Origin of the sequence: Burkholderia sp. GbtcB21, assembly GCF_019091065.1 — a bacterium.
Classification (GTDB): Bacteria; Pseudomonadota; Gammaproteobacteria; order Burkholderiales; family Burkholderiaceae; genus Burkholderia; species Burkholderia pyrrocinia_C.
Window position 1 is genome coordinate 15265 of record NZ_JAGXKA010000002.1, and the last position, 16655, is coordinate 31919.

The 16655-nt window shown below is 66.0% G+C and carries 15 protein-coding genes and 2 tRNA genes; 10 read left to right on the forward strand and 7 right to left on the reverse strand.

Translation table 11 applies throughout. The features are described 5' to 3' along the window. Positions 1-103: 103 nt before the first annotated feature. The gene (locus KVT39_RS04285) at positions 104-886 is read left to right on the forward strand and encodes a hypothetical protein (RefSeq protein WP_217587975.1); all 783 of its coding nucleotides are present in this window, start codon (positions 104-106) and stop codon (positions 884-886) included. A 139-nt stretch (positions 887-1025) separates the two neighbouring features. Here KVT39_RS04285 and KVT39_RS04290 read toward each other — a convergent pair. Both KVT39_RS04290 and KVT39_RS04295 read right to left on the reverse strand, forming a co-directional pair. Continuing rightward, positions 1026-1102, reverse strand: a tRNA-Arg gene (locus KVT39_RS04290). Positions 1103-1285: 183 nt separating this feature from the next. Continuing rightward, positions 1286-2116, reverse strand: coding sequence for an undecaprenyl-diphosphate phosphatase (locus tag KVT39_RS04295; protein ID WP_034183295.1), 831 nt, complete (start codon positions 2114-2116; stop codon positions 1286-1288). Between the two features lie 479 nt (positions 2117-2595). Here KVT39_RS04295 and KVT39_RS04300 point away from each other — a divergent pair, with 479 nt between their 5' ends. From KVT39_RS04300 to KVT39_RS04320, 5 genes are all read left to right on the forward strand, one after another. After that, a complete protein-coding gene (locus KVT39_RS04300) occupies positions 2596-3507 on the forward strand; it encodes an aldose epimerase (RefSeq protein ID WP_217587977.1) in 912 nt (303 codons plus the stop codon). A gap of 133 nt (positions 3508-3640) precedes the next feature. Further along, complete coding sequence (locus KVT39_RS04305; protein ID WP_034183293.1) at positions 3641-4342, forward strand: peptidoglycan DD-metalloendopeptidase family protein; 702 nt, start codon at positions 3641-3643, stop codon at positions 4340-4342. A gap of 368 nt (positions 4343-4710) precedes the next feature. After that, positions 4711-6330 carry an acyl-CoA synthetase gene (locus KVT39_RS04310; protein WP_217587980.1) on the forward strand — a complete coding sequence of 540 codons (1620 nt, stop codon included), beginning with the start codon at positions 4711-4713 and terminating at the stop codon, positions 6328-6330. Positions 6331-6402: 72 nt separating this feature from the next. After that, complete coding sequence (locus KVT39_RS04315) at positions 6403-6726, forward strand: DUF2288 domain-containing protein (RefSeq protein ID WP_105392990.1); 324 nt, start codon at positions 6403-6405, stop codon at positions 6724-6726. A gap of 10 nt (positions 6727-6736) precedes the next feature. After that, the gene (locus KVT39_RS04320) at positions 6737-8107 is read left to right on the forward strand and encodes an MATE family efflux transporter (protein WP_217587981.1); all 1371 of its coding nucleotides are present in this window, start codon (positions 6737-6739) and stop codon (positions 8105-8107) included. 19 nt (positions 8108-8126) lie between these two features. Here the strand turns inward: KVT39_RS04320 and KVT39_RS04325 are convergent, their stop codons facing one another. Further along, positions 8127-8303, reverse strand: coding sequence for a hypothetical protein (locus tag KVT39_RS04325; protein ID WP_165948090.1), 177 nt, complete (start codon positions 8301-8303; stop codon positions 8127-8129). Positions 8304-8439: 136 nt separating this feature from the next. Between KVT39_RS04325 and KVT39_RS04330 the strand changes: the two genes are divergently transcribed. Continuing rightward, positions 8440-8610: a hypothetical protein gene (locus KVT39_RS04330; protein ID WP_174419115.1), complete on the forward strand. Its 171-nt coding sequence runs from the start codon at positions 8440-8442 to the stop codon at positions 8608-8610. 210 nt (positions 8611-8820) lie between these two features. On the opposite strand, the gene KVT39_RS04335 is transcribed toward KVT39_RS04330, so the two are convergent. Together KVT39_RS04335 and sixA are read right to left on the reverse strand one after the other, a co-directional pair. Further along, positions 8821-9627, reverse strand: a complete 807-nt coding sequence (locus KVT39_RS04335; RefSeq protein WP_034183288.1) for a GNAT family N-acetyltransferase — start codon at positions 9625-9627, stop codon at positions 8821-8823. A 170-nt stretch (positions 9628-9797) separates the two neighbouring features. Continuing rightward, entirely contained in the window at positions 9798-10259 is a 462-nt protein-coding gene (sixA, locus tag KVT39_RS04340) for a phosphohistidine phosphatase SixA (protein WP_034183462.1), read from the reverse strand. A gap of 157 nt (positions 10260-10416) precedes the next feature. Here sixA and KVT39_RS04345 point away from each other — a divergent pair. After that, positions 10417-10493, forward strand: a tRNA-Pro gene (locus KVT39_RS04345). A gap of 291 nt (positions 10494-10784) precedes the next feature. Continuing rightward, entirely contained in the window at positions 10785-11219 is a 435-nt protein-coding gene (locus KVT39_RS04350) for a hypothetical protein (protein ID WP_105393004.1), read from the forward strand. Positions 11220-11308: 89 nt separating this feature from the next. On the opposite strand, the gene ppx is transcribed toward KVT39_RS04350, so the two are convergent. Continuing rightward, entirely contained in the window at positions 11309-12823 is a 1515-nt protein-coding gene (gene ppx / locus KVT39_RS04355) for an exopolyphosphatase (protein ID WP_034183460.1), read from the reverse strand. 279 nt (positions 12824-13102) lie between these two features. Here ppx and ppk1 point away from each other — a divergent pair, with 279 nt between their 5' ends. Continuing rightward, positions 13103-15166 carry a polyphosphate kinase 1 gene (gene ppk1, locus KVT39_RS04360; RefSeq protein ID WP_034183287.1) on the forward strand — a complete coding sequence of 688 codons (2064 nt, stop codon included), beginning with the start codon at positions 13103-13105 and terminating at the stop codon, positions 15164-15166. A 129-nt stretch (positions 15167-15295) separates the two neighbouring features. Here ppk1 and phoR read toward each other — a convergent pair whose 3' ends face one another. Next, complete coding sequence (gene phoR, locus KVT39_RS04365; protein ID WP_034183286.1) at positions 15296-16615, reverse strand: phosphate regulon sensor histidine kinase PhoR; 1320 nt, start codon at positions 16613-16615, stop codon at positions 15296-15298. Positions 16616-16655 lie beyond the last annotated feature (40 nt).

Below are 16655 nucleotides of genomic sequence, written 5' to 3' on the forward strand. Positions count from 1 at the left end.
CACACTGGATGAGCCGGGCAAATTTGAACCCGACCTACTCGTCCCCGTGGCCTCGTGGGTATGATGGTGAAAGTTCAGAACAAGCACATTCCCGGAGGGGAACATGCCCGAACCTGCTGCCGTCGCCAGCGCAGTCTCCGCAGTCCCGTTCTACCGCGATTGGACATTCTGGAGTTTCGCCGTCGCGTTCGTGGCGCTGGCCTTTTCTGTCGGGCCGCTTCTGTGGCGCTGGCTGCGACCGCCGAAGTTAGAGCTTGAGTTGTACGACCGGATCGCGCTATCCCACAAGGTAGGCAACCCGATTCTCCAAGCGCACTTTATCGTCAGAAATGTTGGTGGTAGAGACGTTCGTATTTCATCGATAACCGCATCGATCAGCAAGGACGGTGGTGTGGAATATGTACTGCCAGCGCGAACCTACCTACAGGCGACACCAGCGCTGGCGCTACTCTTCACCCCGTTTACCCTCAGTTCACACAGCGAATGGGCCAACATCACGAATTTCCTCGCTTTGTGGTCACGAGAGAATGAGCAGCAATATCGTCAACTCGAATATGCGCTCAGAGCAAACATAAACCAAAAGCTGCAAGCCCGGCCGTCCGGGGACAACCGAGGCGTACTGGCGGATGATGCTGTAGTCACGCCGCTGATTGAGCTCTTCAACCGCAGTAACGCCCGCTGGCTACCTGGGCAATATGTATTGACTCTAAAGGTAGCCACGACACTGACGCGAGTGAATATCGCGCAGCGCTACAGTTTCACAGTGTTTGAAAGCGATGCAGAACAACTTAGAAAGCTAACGGAAGACTACAACACAGGCGCTGGTATCTTCTTCGATAACGTCGAGCGGCACGTGTGGGTCTATCCCGCCATCACTCGTGCATGAATCATCGCTTGGGGGGAGGCTGGGATGACCGTTAGAATGCGAGCACACTCCGAGCACAGCGAGTGCAGTTCCGCGTGCTGATCGAAGTGCAACCCAGCAGTGCGCCCAATTCGCAACTCGTTGATCTTTCAGGAAGTTCTGGCCCGCCCTACACGATTCGAACGTGTGACCTACGGCTTAGAAGGCCGTTGCTCTATCCGACTGAGCTAAGGGCGGTCGAGGAGAAAAGACACGGCCTGACGCGGACCGCATTTGGCGCGGGGTTTTGAGTAACGGCAACGACAGCGGCAACAGCACCACCCAACTCAACGCCCCGAAACAAAACGGGCCCGGCATGAACCGAGCCCGAAATTATACCCGATCATCGCGTCACATCACGCGAGACCGGCCATCGCGGCATCAAACCGGCTGCGGATGCAGCATGAACCAGCCGAGACAGAACACGCCGGCGATCACGCAATACACGCCGAACGACGCGAGCCGGCCGCGCCCTTCGAAATAGCGCATCAGGAACCGCACGCTCAGGTACGCGGCGATCGCCGTCAGCACGCCGCCGAGCAGCGCATCGGCGAGCTGGTCGCGCGCATGGAACAGCTTCGGCAGTTCGAGCACGCCCGCCGCGAAGATGATCGGCGTGCCGAGCAGGAACGAGAACTCCGCCGCCTTCTCGGCCGTCAACCCGGCGACATTGCCGGCGATCATCGTCAGCCCGCTGCGCGAGAAGCCCGGAATCAGCGCGCCGATCTGCGCGAGGCCCACGAAGAACGCCTGCTTGAACGTCATCTTCTCGGGCGCCTGATGCGCGCGACTGCGCTGGATGCGATCGCCGAGCCACAGCAGCACGCCGTTCACGATCAGCGCGATCGCGACGATCCGCAGGTCGTGAAACACGCGTTCGATGCGCTTCTCGAGGAGCAGCCCGACGATGCCGGTCGGGATCGTGCCGATGATCAGTGCCCACATCAGGTGCCCGTCGTCGTTCTTGCGGCCGCCGAGCTGCGCGAAGAAACCGCCGATCAGCGCGACCCAGCGCGCGCGGAAGTACCACAGCAGCGCCAGCGCGGTGCCGAGATGGAGCGCGACGAGGAACGGCAGCAGTTGCGGCGCGTGCTTGTCGATATGCATGCCGAACAGCGCCGGCACGAGCAGCGTATGGCCAAGGCTGCTGACGGGGAAGAGTTCGGTGACGCCCTGCAGGACGCTCAGGAATACCAGAAACCAGAGACTCACGCGTCGGTCCTTTTAGTGGAGATTAAGCGGGAAGAAAGACGGACGACGCAATGCGCGTCCGAAAAAACGCGCCCCGATTATGCCGAGCCAGGATTACTGCGCCAAGGCATTTGGCCGGATATTGCGGCAATGCACACAAACGCTTGCAATTTGTAAGCGCACAGAAAGCAAAAAGCCCGCCATTTGCATGGCGGGCCTTTCGACTCCGGCAGGAATTGCCGTCAGCGGCCGAGCTGATAGAAAAATAATACCGTGCTGCCGGTGAACATGCCGAACAGTGCGAGTCCCATTGCCATTGCCAGATCCATGGCCCCCTCCACGAAGTGTCATGACCCGGCAACATCACCGGTTTAGACGCATTATCCAGACCGTTGGCAGTGTTAAAAACTCGCAATTTCCCGAGAAGGGTTTTCCCCGACCCGCCGCGGCCCGATAATGGAGCGCGCCGTGTCCCGTCCACCCGCCCAACCCGATTCGCCATGCCGATCTTCCAGCAACACGACATTCACGAACTTCACGCCGGCCCGTCGCTCGTCCGGGTCGCCCCGCAATTCGGCGGCCGCCTGCTGTCATGGCACGTCGACGGCGAACCAGTCATCTTCTGGCCGGAAACGGCCGACTGGAGCAACCTCGCGCGCGTGCGAGGCGGCAATCCGCTGCTGTTCCCGTTCCTCGGCCGCCACCGCGTCGACGGCGAACTCGGCCGCTGGCGCGACGCCGCCGGCGTGGTCCGCGACCTGCCGATGCACGGCTTCGCGCGCGACCTGCCGTTCGCCGCGCATCCGTCGGCCGACGGCGCCGCCTTGTCGATGACGCTCGACGCGAACGATGCGCTGCGCGCGAGCTACCCGTTCGATTTCCGGTTCGAAACGACCTACCGGCTGGCCGACGCGCATACGCTCGAAGTCGCGCTCACGACGACCAATCGCGGCGATACACCGCTGCCCTACTACGCGGGCCACCACTTCTATTTCGCGTTGCCGCACGGCGAACGTGCCGACACGACACTCGAGCTGCCGCCGACTCGCATCTGCCAGCAACGCGCAGACGGCTCGATCAGCCCGCTCGAACCCGGTGAAACGCGTTACCGCCTCGACGATCCGGACATCCTCGATCGCTTCCACTGCCTCGACGGTAAGCCGTCCGCGCCGGTTCGCATCGTGATGCCGGGCCGCGGCCGTACGATCGAGATCGCGCTCGACGTGCCGGGCTCGATCCCGTGGTACGCGGTCACGACCTGGACCGAAAAGCCGGATTCGGACTTCTACTGCGTCGAGCCGTGGCTCGGCCTGCCGGATGCGATCCACAACGGCCTCGGGCTGCGCATGCTCGCGCCCGGCGCGACCGAATCGGCCACGCTGCGGATTCGCGTGATCCCGCTCGCAGGCTGACAACGGGCGCGCCGAAACGGCGCGCGATGACCTCGACCAAGGCCCCAAACTGCGGTGCGCGGGTCGAACCCGTTAAAATCGGACGTTTTGAGTTGCCTGCCGCGTCGTGCGCGGCAGGGTCTTGCGAGGTTCAATGTTCGGAACAACAACGAAGCGACTCTTCGCAGCCGCCTGCGCCGCCCTGCTCGTCGCGTGCGGCTCCGCGCCTGTCGGCCCCGGGTTCTATCGCGTCGAGCGCGGCGATACGCTCTACAAGATCGCGCGCGACAACCGCACGTCGGTGCAGAACATCGTGCGCTGGAACCAGATGACGAACCCCGATGCGATCGAAGTCGGCCAGGTGCTGCGCGTCGCGCCGCCGCCCGGCACGACCACCGCATCGACGCCGTCGACCACCGGCACCGGCAGCGCGGGTCGCGCCCGCCCCGCGCCTTCCGCGCCGGTCGAATCGGCCGTCAAGCCGGCCACGAGCATTTCGCTGGTCTGGCCGGCGGCCGGCAATGTGGTCCGCACGTTCGACGGCTCGAAATCCAAGGGTATCGACATCGCGAACTCGCCGGGCACGCCGGTGATCGCGGCTGCGCCGGGCGTCGTGGTCTATGCGGGGAACGGGCTGCGCGGCTACGGCAACCTGATCATCCTGAAGCACAACGCCGACTACCTGACCGCATACGCGCACAACCGCGCGCTGCTGGTGAAGGAAGGCCAGTCGGTCACGCAGGGGCAGTCGATCGCGGAGATGGGCAACAGCGACAGCGATCGCGTCGCGCTGCATTTCGAGTTGCGCTACGGCGGTCGCTCGATCGATCCGTCACGCTACCTGCCCGCGCGCTGAGCGCGCGACAGCCGGCGCGCGATGCCGATGCGCATCGCGTGCCGTCTCGGGCAAAATCGGGAAGGTCGAATCAGCGCTTGCGCAGACGGCCGGTAAACCGGCCGGACAGCGGATCGACGTGACGGGCAAACGCCACCAACGCGCCGATTCCGATCAGGCTGAACCCCGCAGCAATCAGAAGCAAATCCATGGTCCTATCACTGTTGTGTCGTGATCTTATGCGTCATTGTGGAATCGTGCACTGAGCCGTGACTATCGGACGAGCCCGAACATTCCCTATCAGCAGTCACCATTGTCGATTCGTCTACATGAAACCCTGATGTAATCCGTTCGCCCGACGCCACGTTCGACACCCAGGAGACTAAGCGATGCTGCCCGCCGCCGACCGCTACGACGACCTGCTCTCCCGCTTCGGCTGGGCCGTTCCGGCCCGCTACAACATCGGCGTGGACGTCTGCGACAAATGGGCCGACGGCAGCGGGCGCCTCGCGCTGATCCACGAAACCGCGCAAGGCGACGTGATTCGACTCACGTTCGACGACCTGAGGAATGCTTCTAACCGGCTCGCGAACAGCTTTGCGCGCGCCGGCCTGCGACGCGGCGACCGGATCGGCATCTTTCTCGCGCAGGGCCCCGAAACGGCCATCGCGCATCTCGCCGCATACAAGCTCGGCGCGATCGCGGTGCCGCTCTTTACGCTGTTCGGCGTCGATGCGCTCGAATACCGGCTCGCGAACAGCGAAGCATCCGCGCTCGTCACCGACGCGGCCGGCTACGCGAAAATCGCGCCGCTGCGTGCGCAACTGCCGGCACTGCATACCGTCTACTGCGTCGGCGACGATGCGCCCGACGCGCCGGGCGTGCTGCGCTACGACGCGGCGCTGGCCGCCGAAACGCCCGACTTCGAACCGGCCGATACGGCCGCCGACGATCCGGCGGTGATCATCTATACGTCCGGCACGACCGGCAAACCGAAAGGCGCACTGCACGCGCATCGCGTGCTGCTGGGCCACCTGCCGGGCGTCGAGATGTCGCAGCAATGCTTCCCGCGCGATGCGCGCCTGTTCTGGACGCCCGCCGACTGGGCGTGGATCGGCGGCCTGCTCGACGTGCTGCTGCCGTCCTGGCATCACGGCGTGCCCGTGCTCGCCCGCCGCTTCGAGAAATTCGACGGCGACGCGGCGTTCGCGCTGATGGCACGGCACGGCGTGACCCATGCATTCTTGCCGCCCACCGCGCTGAAGCTCATGCGTACCGTCGCGGCACCACGCGAACGCTACGCGCTGTCGCTGAAATCGGTCGCGAGCGGCGGGGAATCGCTCGGCACCGAGCTGACGGCCTGGGGACGCGACGCGCTCGGCGTGACGATCAACGAGTTCTACGGGCAGACCGAATGCAACATGGTGCTGTCGTCGTGTGCGGCGCTGTTCGATGCGCAACCGGGCGCGATCGGCAAGGCGGTGCCCGGTCACGTGGTAGCGATCGTCGACGCGGACGGCACGCCGCTGCCGCCCGGCGTCGAAGGCCGCATCGCGGTGCGCCGCCCCGACCCGGTGATGTTCGTCGAATACTGGCGCAATCCCGGCGCGACCCGCGACAAGTTCGCGGGCGACTACCTGCTCACCGGCGATACGGGCGTAATCGACACCGACGGCTTCGTGCGCTTCGTCGGCCGCGACGACGACGTGATCACGAGCGCCGGCTACCGGATCGGCCCGGGCCCGATCGAGGACTGCCTGCTCACGCATCCGGCGGTGCGAATGGCGGCCGTCGTGGGCGTACCCGACGCGACGCGCACCGAGATCGTCAAGGCGTTCGTCGTGCTGAACCCCGGCCACGTCGGCGACGATGCGCTCGCCAGCGCATTGCAGGCACATGTACGCACACGCCTCGCCGCGCACGAGTATCCGCGCGCGATCGCGTTCGTCGACAGCCTGCCGATGACCGCGACCGGCAAGATCGTGCGCCGCGCGCTGCGCGACGCGTAGCCGCCCGCCCCCCCGCTCGGGCCGCCGGCCGGATGGTTTATAGTGGCGCCACGCAGTCTTTCCAAAAAACCGATGTCCTCTGAACGCCAATCCGCCGCGGGCGCGTCGCACAGCCCGCTCTACGCCAAACTCCTCGGCGAGACCGCCAAGATCGACTGGTGCGATCTCGAGCGCTTCTTCGCGCAGGGCAAGCTGCTGTCCGTCGCGCGCGACCTCGATCTCGTCAGCGTCGCGGAAGCGATCGCCGGCGACGAAACCGAACAGGTCACGCGCTGGCTGTCTGCCGGCCTCGTCGCACGCATGCCGGCCGAAACCGCGGCCGACTACGCGGCGCGCAACCCGGAGCTGTGGGCGGTCGTCGTGTCGCCATGGGTCTGCGTGCAGGAACGCGCCTGACGCGTCCGCCATGTCCGAATCCGCGTTACCGCACGGGGCCGGCACGGGTTCGGCCACCGTCACGCACCGGCGCGTCCTCGCGCTCGCCTTCCCGATCGTCCTGGCGAACCTGACCCAGCCGATCCTCGGCGCCGTCGACACGGCCGTCGCCGGCCACCTCGACGGCGCGCAGTATCTCGGCGGCGTCGCGCTCGGCGGGCTGTTCTTCAATTTCGTGTTCTGGGGCTTCGGCTTCCTGCGGATGGGGACGACCGGCCTCGTCGCACAGGCGCACGGCGCCGGCGATGATGCCGGCATCCGCCTGAACCTGCTGCGCGCGTTGATCGTCGCATTCGCGCTCGGTGCCGCGGTGCTCGCGCTGCAGGTGCCGCTGCTGTCGTTCGCGCTGACCGCGCTCGGCGGCAGCGATGCCGTCCGCGCGACGGCGCTTTCATACAGCCACGCGCGGATCTGGAGCGCGCCGTTCGCGCTCGCGAACTACGTCGTGCTCGGCTACCTGCTCGGCGTGCAGCGCGTCCGGCTCGCGCTGGTCGCGCAGGTGTTCATCAATGCGGTGAACATCGGCGCCGTGCTGCTCTACGTGTATGGCTTCGGCTGGGGCATCGCCGGCATCGGCGCCGCGACCGCCACCGCGGACGCGTGCGGCTTCGCGCTCGGCGCGTGGATGCTGTGGCGGCTACGGCCGCGCGGCCTCGGGCCAATCGCCGCGCGTGCGCTCGCCGACCGCGCGGCGCTCAAGCGGCTGATCGCGCTCAATCGCGACATCTTCCTGCGCACGCTGTGCCTGCTCGGCGCATTCGGCTGGTTCGCGCACCTCGGCGCGAAACAGGGCGACGCGACGCTCGCGGCGAACGCGCTGCTGCTGAATTTCCAGACCTTCATGGCGTACGGCCTCGACGGCTTCGCGCATGCGGCCGAGGCGCTCGTCGGCGCGGCGGCCGGCGCGCGCGACCGCCGCGCATTCCGGCAAGCCGTGCGCGTCACGCTGTTCTGGTCGACGCTCGGCGCGCTGCTGTTCGCGCTCGTTTACTGGGCCGGCGGCGGCTGGATCGTCGCGCGGCTGACCGATCAGGCCGAGATCCGCGCGGTCGCGCTGCGCTACCTGCCGTGGGCCGCGATCTCGCCGATCGTGTCCGTCTGGGGCTTTCTGCTCGACGGCGTGTTCATCGGCGCCACGCAGACGCAATCGCTGATGCGCGCGATGGTCGTGTCGTTCTCGATCTTCATCGCGGCCACGCTCGCCGCCGTCGGCACATTCGGCAATCACGGCCTCTGGTTCGCACTGCTGCTGTTCATGGCCGCGCGCGGCGCGACGCTCGCGCGCTACCTGCCGGGGCTGTTGCGGCGCATCGGCGCCGACGCGCACGCCGCACGCGCCTGACGGCCGCCCAGGCCGACCGTTACTGCACGGGCTTCGGCGGCGGCGCGTCGAGCATCGAAGGCGGCGTCATGTCGGTCGGCACGCCGTGATAGTCGGCCGGATCTTCCGGCGGGTGGCCGCGGCGGGCCTGACGAGGGTCGCTGGTGCAGCCGGCGAGAAGTGCTGCGGCCAGCACGGCCAGCATGAAACGGGTCATCGGGTATGGCTCCGGAAATCGGCGCGCCCATCGCGCGCCAGGACCGCGCCGAGTCTAGCGGAAATCCGGTTTCGGGGTCGCGCCGCGCATGACCTACTATGTACGCATGGCGCTGTGCCGTGGAAAGGAGGCTGCCATGTCGTCTGAGGAAATTGCGGGCCTGATCGGCCTGTTCATCGGCCTGATGGTGCTGGCCGCGCTGTCGTACTTCGAGGCGCGCGAATACAAGCGCAGCCATGACGGCGAAGGGATGATCCACCACTGGATGGCGGAACACCACCTGCTCGACTGGCGGCGCAAGCACTAAGCGAGCCGCCCCGCCGTCCGGCCCGTGTCGAACCCGGGCCGCTCGCGAACGTGCCATCCCGTGGCACGGCAGGAACCGCGCATCGTCGAAATTAACAGGGCCGGATACACACACGTTGACCGAATACACGAACGCCGTCGCGCGGCAGGCTGCCGCGCGACGGCGTTTGCTCGTGCACGCCCGGGACGGGCGCGCCGCGATTCGGATGGCTCAGCCCAGGAAGTGGCGGGCGTAGCGCGCGTTGATGTCGGACAGGCGGAACAGCGTCAGGAAATCCGCGCAGTTGAAATCGGGATCCCAGGCCGGCGCGCCGCAGATCTTCGCGCCGAGACGCAGGTAGCCCTTGATCAGCGGCGGCGGCGCCACGGCGACGCCCGTCTGCAGTTCGTCGACCGGCAATGCCGTGTGCGGGAACGCGCGGTACTCGGGTGCCGTCAGCGAGTTCGCCGGCAGCGACTGGTACAGGTTCGCAGCATAGTGGCCGCCGTCGGCCATCGACACGCTCGCGCAGCCGAGCATCGTCTCGTAGCCGTTCTGCATCATGTACGCGCCGAGGCCACCCCACAGCGCCATGATGACGGCGCCGCTGCGGTAGTCGCTGTGCACGCACGAGCGGCCGACCTCGACCATCTTGCCGCGCAGGTGCGTGAGGCGCGACAGGTCGAATTCGCCTTCGGCGTACAGGCGGCCGACACGTGCCGCCTCGTGCGGCGGCAGCACGCGATACGTGCCGACCACCTTCAGCGTATCGAGATCGCGAACCAGCAGGTGGTCGCAGTACGCATCGAACGGATCGACGTCGAGACCGGAGGGGCCGCTGACCTGCGCGCCCATCTCTTCGGCGAACACGCTGTAACGCAGACGCTGCGCTTCGCGCAGTTCGTCTTCCGTGCGGGCCCACGCGGCACGCAGGCGGTACTCCGATGTAACGGTTTCAGCAGCGCGCGGCAGGTGCCGCCGCGACGTGTCGAGGGGCAGCGAGGCAAAGGGGAGCGTAGGCGTCGGCAGTTCTCGCATTAGGCTTTCCTGGTCGTAAGGAATAAGGCGACATGCCCGCCAATGTAGTAATCGGCCGTGACCGTTATGTGGCACGACCGTGTCCTTTCAATGACGTGTCGCCGAATTGACTTTAGCAGAAAGCTTGCGAAGCCGTATGATGAATCCCGTTGATCCCCGTCAGGCCTGCTTTACACCAGTTCCGGCGTCAATACTGCCCGCAGCACGGCCTGCCGGCCGCCGTCACGCGTGCGGCTCGCGAGCCACACGATTCCGCCCTTCTTGACGCTCCAGCTGTCGTCGCTGCCGGCGATCAGTTGCGCGGCGACGCTGCCGAGCGTCGGCTGGTGCCCGACGATCACGACCGTCGGCGCGATGCCTTCCGGCCAGCCGGCCGCCGCCAGCACGTCGTCGACATCGCCGCCCGGCGCGAGCACGTCGACGGTCCGGTACTGGTCGGTCAGCGCCTCGACGGTCTGCACGGTGCGGGCCGCCGGGCTCGCGAGGATCACGGCGTTCGACTCGAGCCGGCCACGCAGCCATTTGGCCATCGCCTGCGCGTCCTTGCGGCCACGAACGGTCAACTGGCGCGCGAGATCGCTCGCCGCGTAGTCTTCGGCTTCGGCGTGGCGCCACAGGATCAGGTTCATCATGATGTTTTCCTTGCGTCGGCAAGCGGCCCCGCACATGTGCGGGCCGGCCGATCATCGTACGAATTGTCGCAAATCGTGGCCAGTTCACCGCCGCGGCATTTACCCGCATATCGCGATTGACCGAATCAGTAATTAGACGATACAATCTTTGGCTCGTCGGAGCGTAGCGCAGCCTGGTAGCGCATCTGATTTGGGATCAGAGGGTCGTAGGTTCGAATCCTATCGCTCCGACCAAAGGAATCAAGGGGTTACGGTTAATACCGTAGCCCCTTTTCCGTTTCTGGGTCCTCGAACCAGTCGCCGAGCTTCCCGGCTCGCGGTAATCCGGTTCATTGTAGGGATCAATGGGGGCGTCCGGGCGCAACGCATTGGCCCCTGCCGTATCCCGGCGCTCACGGCGCATCGCTTCACCCGCAGGCAGCAGATCGCGACCGCAAGTCAGCAGGCTGCCGACGCGCACAAGCAGCCCGCGCACGGCACTTCCGGGAACACGCGATAATGCGCGTGAACAACCCGCATCTGCGCATGAAAAACAACATTCTCAAGATCGCCCTTTGCGCATCGCTGCTCGCGCTCGCGACCTCCGGCACCGCGTCCGCCAAGGCGCTCGACGACGCGCTCGACTGCCATTCGACCGGCCACAAGTTCGTCGCGCCGCTGCTTGCCGCCGGCGACATCCAGTCGGAGCCGATGCACGTCGAATCGAACTCGGTCAACGCGTTCCGCACGAACCGCTCGCTGACGGCGTACGGCTTCGGCGTCTATGTCGTGCTCGGTTACCAGGCGAACGACCCGATCTTCCGTCCGGGCGACGGCACGCCGATCGGCGACTGGGCCTACGGCGTCGTGGTGCGCGGCACGAAGGGCGCGGTGGAGGAAGCCGTGCGCAAGGCCGGCAGCGACGCGACCGTCAAACAGGCGTTCCCGTTCCTGACCGCGATCGTCTGCTCGTCGGATTGAGCAGGCGTCAGAACGATCATGCGGCACGTCTGAGGGCCGCAACCGCACGCCCCCGCCCGAGAGCCCGTCCGGGCCCCGCTATCGGCCTGTTACGCGCCGGTATACACCACGCGATACGGGATACCGACCTTCTCCCACTCGGCAGCCTCCTGGCTGAGGCTGTAGTCGGTCAACGGGTTCTGCTCGACCCACGCGCTCGGCAGGCGCACTTCATACCCGCCCTTCTTCATCTGCGAAACGGAAATGTCCGGCAGCCCCGCATCGGTCCGGCGCCGGCACAGCAGCGCCGCGAGCCGCAAGCAGAACAGCAGCGGCCACTCGACGTCGCGCGCCTGCGACAGTTTGCCGAGCTTGCCCGCGTGACCGAGCACGAGCGCGGCGAGCCGCGCCTGGTCGGTGCGCGAAAAGCCCGGCATGTCCGCGTTGCTCGCGATATAGGCCGAATGCTTGTGATAGGAGCTGTGCGAGATCGACAGGCCGATCTCGTGCAATGCGGCCGCCCAGCCGAGGAACATCCGGCCTTCCTCGCGCGCTTCGTCGTCGGCTTCGTCGAGTTCGTCGTAGAAACGCGCCGCGAGCGCGCCGATCCGCTCGGCCTGCGCACGATCGACGCCGTAGCGGCGCGTAAAGCCCTCGACGGTCACCGCACGCATGTCTTCGTGTTGCGTCCGGCCGAGCAGGTCGTACAGCACACCGAGACGCAGCGCACCGTCGGTCGTATCGACATAATCGACGCCGAGCTCCTCGAACACCGCGAGCATGATCGCGAGGCCGCCCGCGAGCACCGGCACGCGGTCGGGCTTCAGCGCGACCAGCTTCAGCCGGTTGACGTTCTCCGACTTGATCAGCGCGCGCTTCAGCCGCTCGAGGCCGCCGCGCGAAATGCCGTGCGTGATGCCCGGATCGTTGAAGCCGTTCGCCTCGACGAGCTCCGCGAGTGCACGCGCGGTGCCGGACGAACCGATCGCCTGGTCCCACCCGGCCTTCTTGTACTCGCTCGAAATGATCTGGATCTCACGCTTGGCCGCGAGTTCGGCCTGCCGCATCGTGTATTCGTCGACGTTGCCGGCCGGAAAGAAGGTGCGGCTGTGGCTCACGCAGCCGATATAGAGACTCTCCATCACGATCGGCGTGTAGTGCGAGCCAATGATGAATTCGGTCGAGCCGCCGCCGATGTCGACGACGAGCCGCTTGCCGGCGCTCGCCGGCACCGAGTGCGCGGCGCCCGCATAGATTAGCCGCGCTTCCTCGCGGCCCGCGATCACTTCGATCGGGAAACCGAGCGCCGCTTCGGCCTCGCCGAGAAATTCGGCCGAATTCTTCGCGACGCGCAGCGTGTTGGTCGCCACCGCGCGCACACGATCCGGATGGAAATCGCGCAGGCGCTCGCCGAACCGCTTGAGCGCCTCCCAGCCACGCTCCTGCGACGCGCGATCGAGCATCTTGTCGCTCGACAGGCCCGCAGCCAGCCGAACCGGCTCGCGCAGCGCATCGACGGGATAGATCTGGCTGCCCGCCGACGTTTCCTCGACGCGACCGACGATCAGCCGGAAGCTGTTCGAGCCGAGATCCACGGCAGCCAGCAAGTGGGGGGTTGTAACCATCAGATTGGGGCTCCGTGCGCGTTCGCCCACGGCAGCCGGTCCGGCAACCCAGGGCGATCAATCAAAGGCGACATTTTAAGCGTGGAACGCTTGCCATTGCCACGCTTCACGGGCATGCACACTGCTCAAGTGTATATGCCCGAAACATTTATGCGACGAATCGGTTAGGGCGTAGAATTTGCCGATATAAGACCATTATTGTCATCAGCACGTCATCGTACCGTGAGAGTTTCCGAGCGTCCTTTCGAATCATCGCCTGAATCACCCCCTACTCTGCCGATGTCCGTCCGCTACCCGCTTCTCAATCGTGAACTCGGCATCCTCGGTTTCAACGAGCGCGTGCTGGCCCAGGCAGCCGATCCGCAAGTTCCGTTGCTCGAGCGCCTCCGCTTCATCTGCATCACCAGCAGCAACCTCGACGAATTCTTCGAAGTCCGGATGGCCGGCCTTCAGGAGCAGATCCGCGACAACCCCGGCGCGCTGACGCCCGACGGCATGTCGTTACAGCATGCTTACGATCTCGTCGTCGAACGCGCGCAACGGCTCGTCCATCGACAGTACACGATGCTGCACGAAACCGTGCTGCCCGCGCTCGAACAGGAAGGCATCTACTTCCATGCGACCGACTCGTGGAACGACGCGCAGCTCGAATGGGCGCGACACTACTTCCTCGACGAACTGCTGCCCGTGCTGACGCCGATCGGCCTCGATCCGGCCCACCCGTTCCCGCGCGTGCTGAACAAGAGCCTGAACTTCGTCGTCGAGCTCGAAGGCCGCGACGCGTTCGGCCGCCAGGCCGTGATGGGCATCGTGCAGGCGCCGCGCGCGCTGCCGCGCGTCGTGCGCATGCCGCACGCGCTGTCGGGCTTCGAGCACGGCTTCGTGCTGTTGAGCTCGTTCATGCAGCGCTTCGTCGGCGAACTCTTCCCGCAACTCGTCGTGAAGAGCTGCAACCAGTTCCGCATCACGCGCAACAGCGAGCTGTTCGTCGACGAGGACGAAATCACGAACCTGCGCGTCGCGCTGCAGGGCGAACTGCCCGCGCGCCACCTCGGCAATGCGGTGCGCCTCGAGGTGTCGGCCGACACGCCGCAGCACATCGTGCGGCGGCTGCTCGAGGAAAGCGAACTCCGCGACAAGGACTGCTATCGCGTGGCCGGTTCCGTGAACCTCGTGCGCCTGATGCAGATTCCCGATCTCGTCGACCGCCCCGACCTGAAGTTCGCGCCGTTCACCGCATCGACCCCGCCCGCGATCGCGAACGCGCCGACGATGTTCGATGCGATCGACGACGGCGACATCCTGCTGCATCATCCGTACGAGAGCTTCCAGCCCGTGCTCGAACTGCTGCAGCAGGCCGCGAAGGATCCGAGCGTCGTCGCGATCAAGCAGACGATCTACCGCACCGGCACCGATTCGCCGCTGATGGACGCGCTGATGGAAGCCGCGCGCAACGGCAAGGAAGTGACCGTCGTCGTCGAGCTGCTCGCGCGCTTCGACGAGGAAACCAACATCAACTGGGCGTCGCAGCTCGAAGCCGTCGGCGCGCACGTCGTGTACGGCGTGGTCGGTCACAAGTGCCACGCGAAGATGATGCTGATCGTGCGGCGTGTCGTGCAGGCCGGCAAGGCGACGCTGCGCCGCTACGTGCACCTCGGCACCGGCAACTACCACCCGCGCACGGCGCGCCTCTACACCGACTTCGGGCTGATGACGGCCGACCAGAAGATCTGCGAGGACGTCCATCACGTATTCCAGCAACTGACCGGGATCGGCGGCGAACTCACGCTGCACGAGCTGTGGCAGTCGCCGTTCACGCTGCATCCGCGCATCATCGAATCGATCCGCGCAGAGATCGACAATGCGCGTGCCGGCAAGCGCGCGCGCGTCGTCGCGAAAATGAACGCGCTGCTGGAGCCGACGGTGATCGCCGCGCTGTACGAAGCGTCGCAGGCCGGCGTGAAGGTCGACCTGATCGTGCGCGGCGTCTGCGCGCTGCAGCCCGGCGTGCCGGGGCTGTCGGAAAACATCACGGTGCGCTCGATCGTCGGCCGCTTCCTCGAGCACCACCGGATCTACTATTTCCACGCGGGCGGTGCCGAGGACGTCTATCTGTCGAGCGCCGACTGGATGGACCGCAACCTGTTCCGCCGCGTCGAAGTCGCGTTCCCGATCCGCGAGCGCAGGCTCAAGCGGCGCGTGATCGCCGAAGGCCTGTCGGTGTGCCTCGGCGACAACCAGTCGGCCTGGCAGATGCTCAGCGACGGTCACTACCGCCGGCGTCGCGCAGGCAAGACGATCCGCAACGCGCAGCTCGGGTTGCTCGCGAAGTTCTGCTCGTGATCCTGCCGTGCGGCGCGAATCGCGCGCCGCACGGCCAATGAAAAAGCGCAGCTCACATACGCGGGCTGCGCTTTTTTCTTGTCTGGCGTGCCGCCCCTCGCCGAACGAGCGACGGATGCCGTTACGCGGTCATGCCTCGTACGTGGCCGGCCGGATCGCGATGATGCGCGAGCCCGGGAACCGCGCGGTGAACGTGCTGCCGCGCCCTTCCTCGCTTTGCACGTACAGGTGCGCATCGTGCCGCTGCAGCACGTGCTTGACGATCGCGAGCCCGAGCCCCGTGCCGCCCGTATCGCGCGAGCGGCTGCGGTCGACGCGATAGAAGCGCTCGGTCAGCCGCGGCAGGTCGGCGGCCGGAATGCCGAAGCCGCTGTCCGTGACGGAAAACACGCCCTGCGCACCCTCGCGCCGCCACGACACGACGATCTTGCCGCCGTCCGGCGTATAGCGGATCGCATTCGTGACGAGATTCGCGAACGCGCTGAACAACTCCGTCTGCGCACCCGTGACGCCGAGCGTCTCGTCGATCGAGAACGCGATGTCGTGATGCCCGTTCGACAGCGTCTGCGCATCCTCCTTCAGATGGTCGAACACGGCGCGCATGTCGATCGCGCGATCGACCGGCGGCTTGCTCTCGCCTTCCAGCTTCGCGAGCACCAGCAGGTCGGTGACGATGTGCCGCATCCGCGACGCCTGCTGCTCCATCATCTCGAGATAACGCGCGCGGTCTTCCTCGTTCAGCGGCAGCTCGCGCATCGTCTCGAGGAAGCCGGACAGCACGGTGAGCGGCGTCTTCAATTCGTGCGACACGTTCGCGACGAAGTCGCGCCGCATCGCGTCGGTACGCTCGAGCTCGGTGATGTCCTGCGTGAGCAGCAGCTTGCGGTTCTCGCCGTACGGAAACACCTGCACGGCCAGCACGTTCTGCCGCGCGCCGCCCATGCCGCGCATCACGAGCGTCTCGTCATAATGCTGCGCGTTCAGGTAGCGGACGAACTCGGGATGACGCACCAGGTTCGTGATGTGCTGGCGCAGGTCGCGCTTCGCATCGAGACCGAAATGAACCTCGGCGATCGCGTTGCACCACTCGATCTGGTCGTGGTCGTCGAGCATCGCGACGCCGTTCGGCGAGGCCTGGATCGCCTGGATGAAGCGCGAATGCTGCTGTTCGACCTGCCGCACCTGCGCATGCCACTGCTTCGCGAGCTTGTGCAGACGGTAGTAGATCTCGCCCCAGATGCCCGGCGCGCTCGGCACTTCGCCGTAGACGGGCGCATCGAGCAACCGCCACAGACGCTGCGTATGGAAAGTGCTGAAAAAGCCCTGCGCGATCAGCATCACGGCCACGAACACGAGGCCCGCGGTCGGGCCGGCAAAGACGCCGACCAATACGCCGATCAGCACGAGCAACACGAGCGACACCAGAAAGCGCGCCCAGATGATGTTCATGATTCAGCGTCCGAAAGAATGAACGGCATGCCGTGGCACA

Coding starts and splice junctions, on each gene's coding strand:
- KVT39_RS04285 (WP_217587975.1), top strand. CDS start 104: ATGCCCGAACCTGCTGCCGTCGCCAGCGCAGTCTCCGCAGTCCCGTTC.
- KVT39_RS04305 (WP_034183293.1), top strand. CDS start 3,641: ATGTTCGGAACAACAACGAAGCGACTCTTCGCAGCCGCCTGCGCCGCC.
- KVT39_RS04350 (WP_105393004.1), top strand. CDS start 10,785: ATGAAAAACAACATTCTCAAGATCGCCCTTTGCGCATCGCTGCTCGCG.
- phoR (WP_034183286.1), bottom strand. CDS start 16,615: ATGAACATCATCTGGGCGCGCTTTCTGGTGTCGCTCGTGTTGCTCGTG.
- KVT39_RS04325 (WP_165948090.1), bottom strand. CDS start 8,303: ATGACCCGTTTCATGCTGGCCGTGCTGGCCGCAGCACTTCTCGCCGGC.
- ppx (WP_034183460.1), bottom strand. CDS start 12,823: ATGGTTACAACCCCCCACTTGCTGGCTGCCGTGGATCTCGGCTCGAAC.
- KVT39_RS04330 (WP_174419115.1), top strand. CDS start 8,440: ATGTCGTCTGAGGAAATTGCGGGCCTGATCGGCCTGTTCATCGGCCTG.
- KVT39_RS04315 (WP_105392990.1), top strand. CDS start 6,403: ATGTCCTCTGAACGCCAATCCGCCGCGGGCGCGTCGCACAGCCCGCTC.
- KVT39_RS04300 (WP_217587977.1), top strand. CDS start 2,596: ATGCCGATCTTCCAGCAACACGACATTCACGAACTTCACGCCGGCCCG.
- sixA (WP_034183462.1), bottom strand. CDS start 10,259: ATGATGAACCTGATCCTGTGGCGCCACGCCGAAGCCGAAGACTACGCG.
- KVT39_RS04310 (WP_217587980.1), top strand. CDS start 4,711: ATGCTGCCCGCCGCCGACCGCTACGACGACCTGCTCTCCCGCTTCGGC.
- ppk1 (WP_034183287.1), top strand. CDS start 13,103: ATGTCCGTCCGCTACCCGCTTCTCAATCGTGAACTCGGCATCCTCGGT.
- KVT39_RS04320 (WP_217587981.1), top strand. CDS start 6,737: ATGTCCGAATCCGCGTTACCGCACGGGGCCGGCACGGGTTCGGCCACC.
- KVT39_RS04335 (WP_034183288.1), bottom strand. CDS start 9,627: ATGCGAGAACTGCCGACGCCTACGCTCCCCTTTGCCTCGCTGCCCCTC.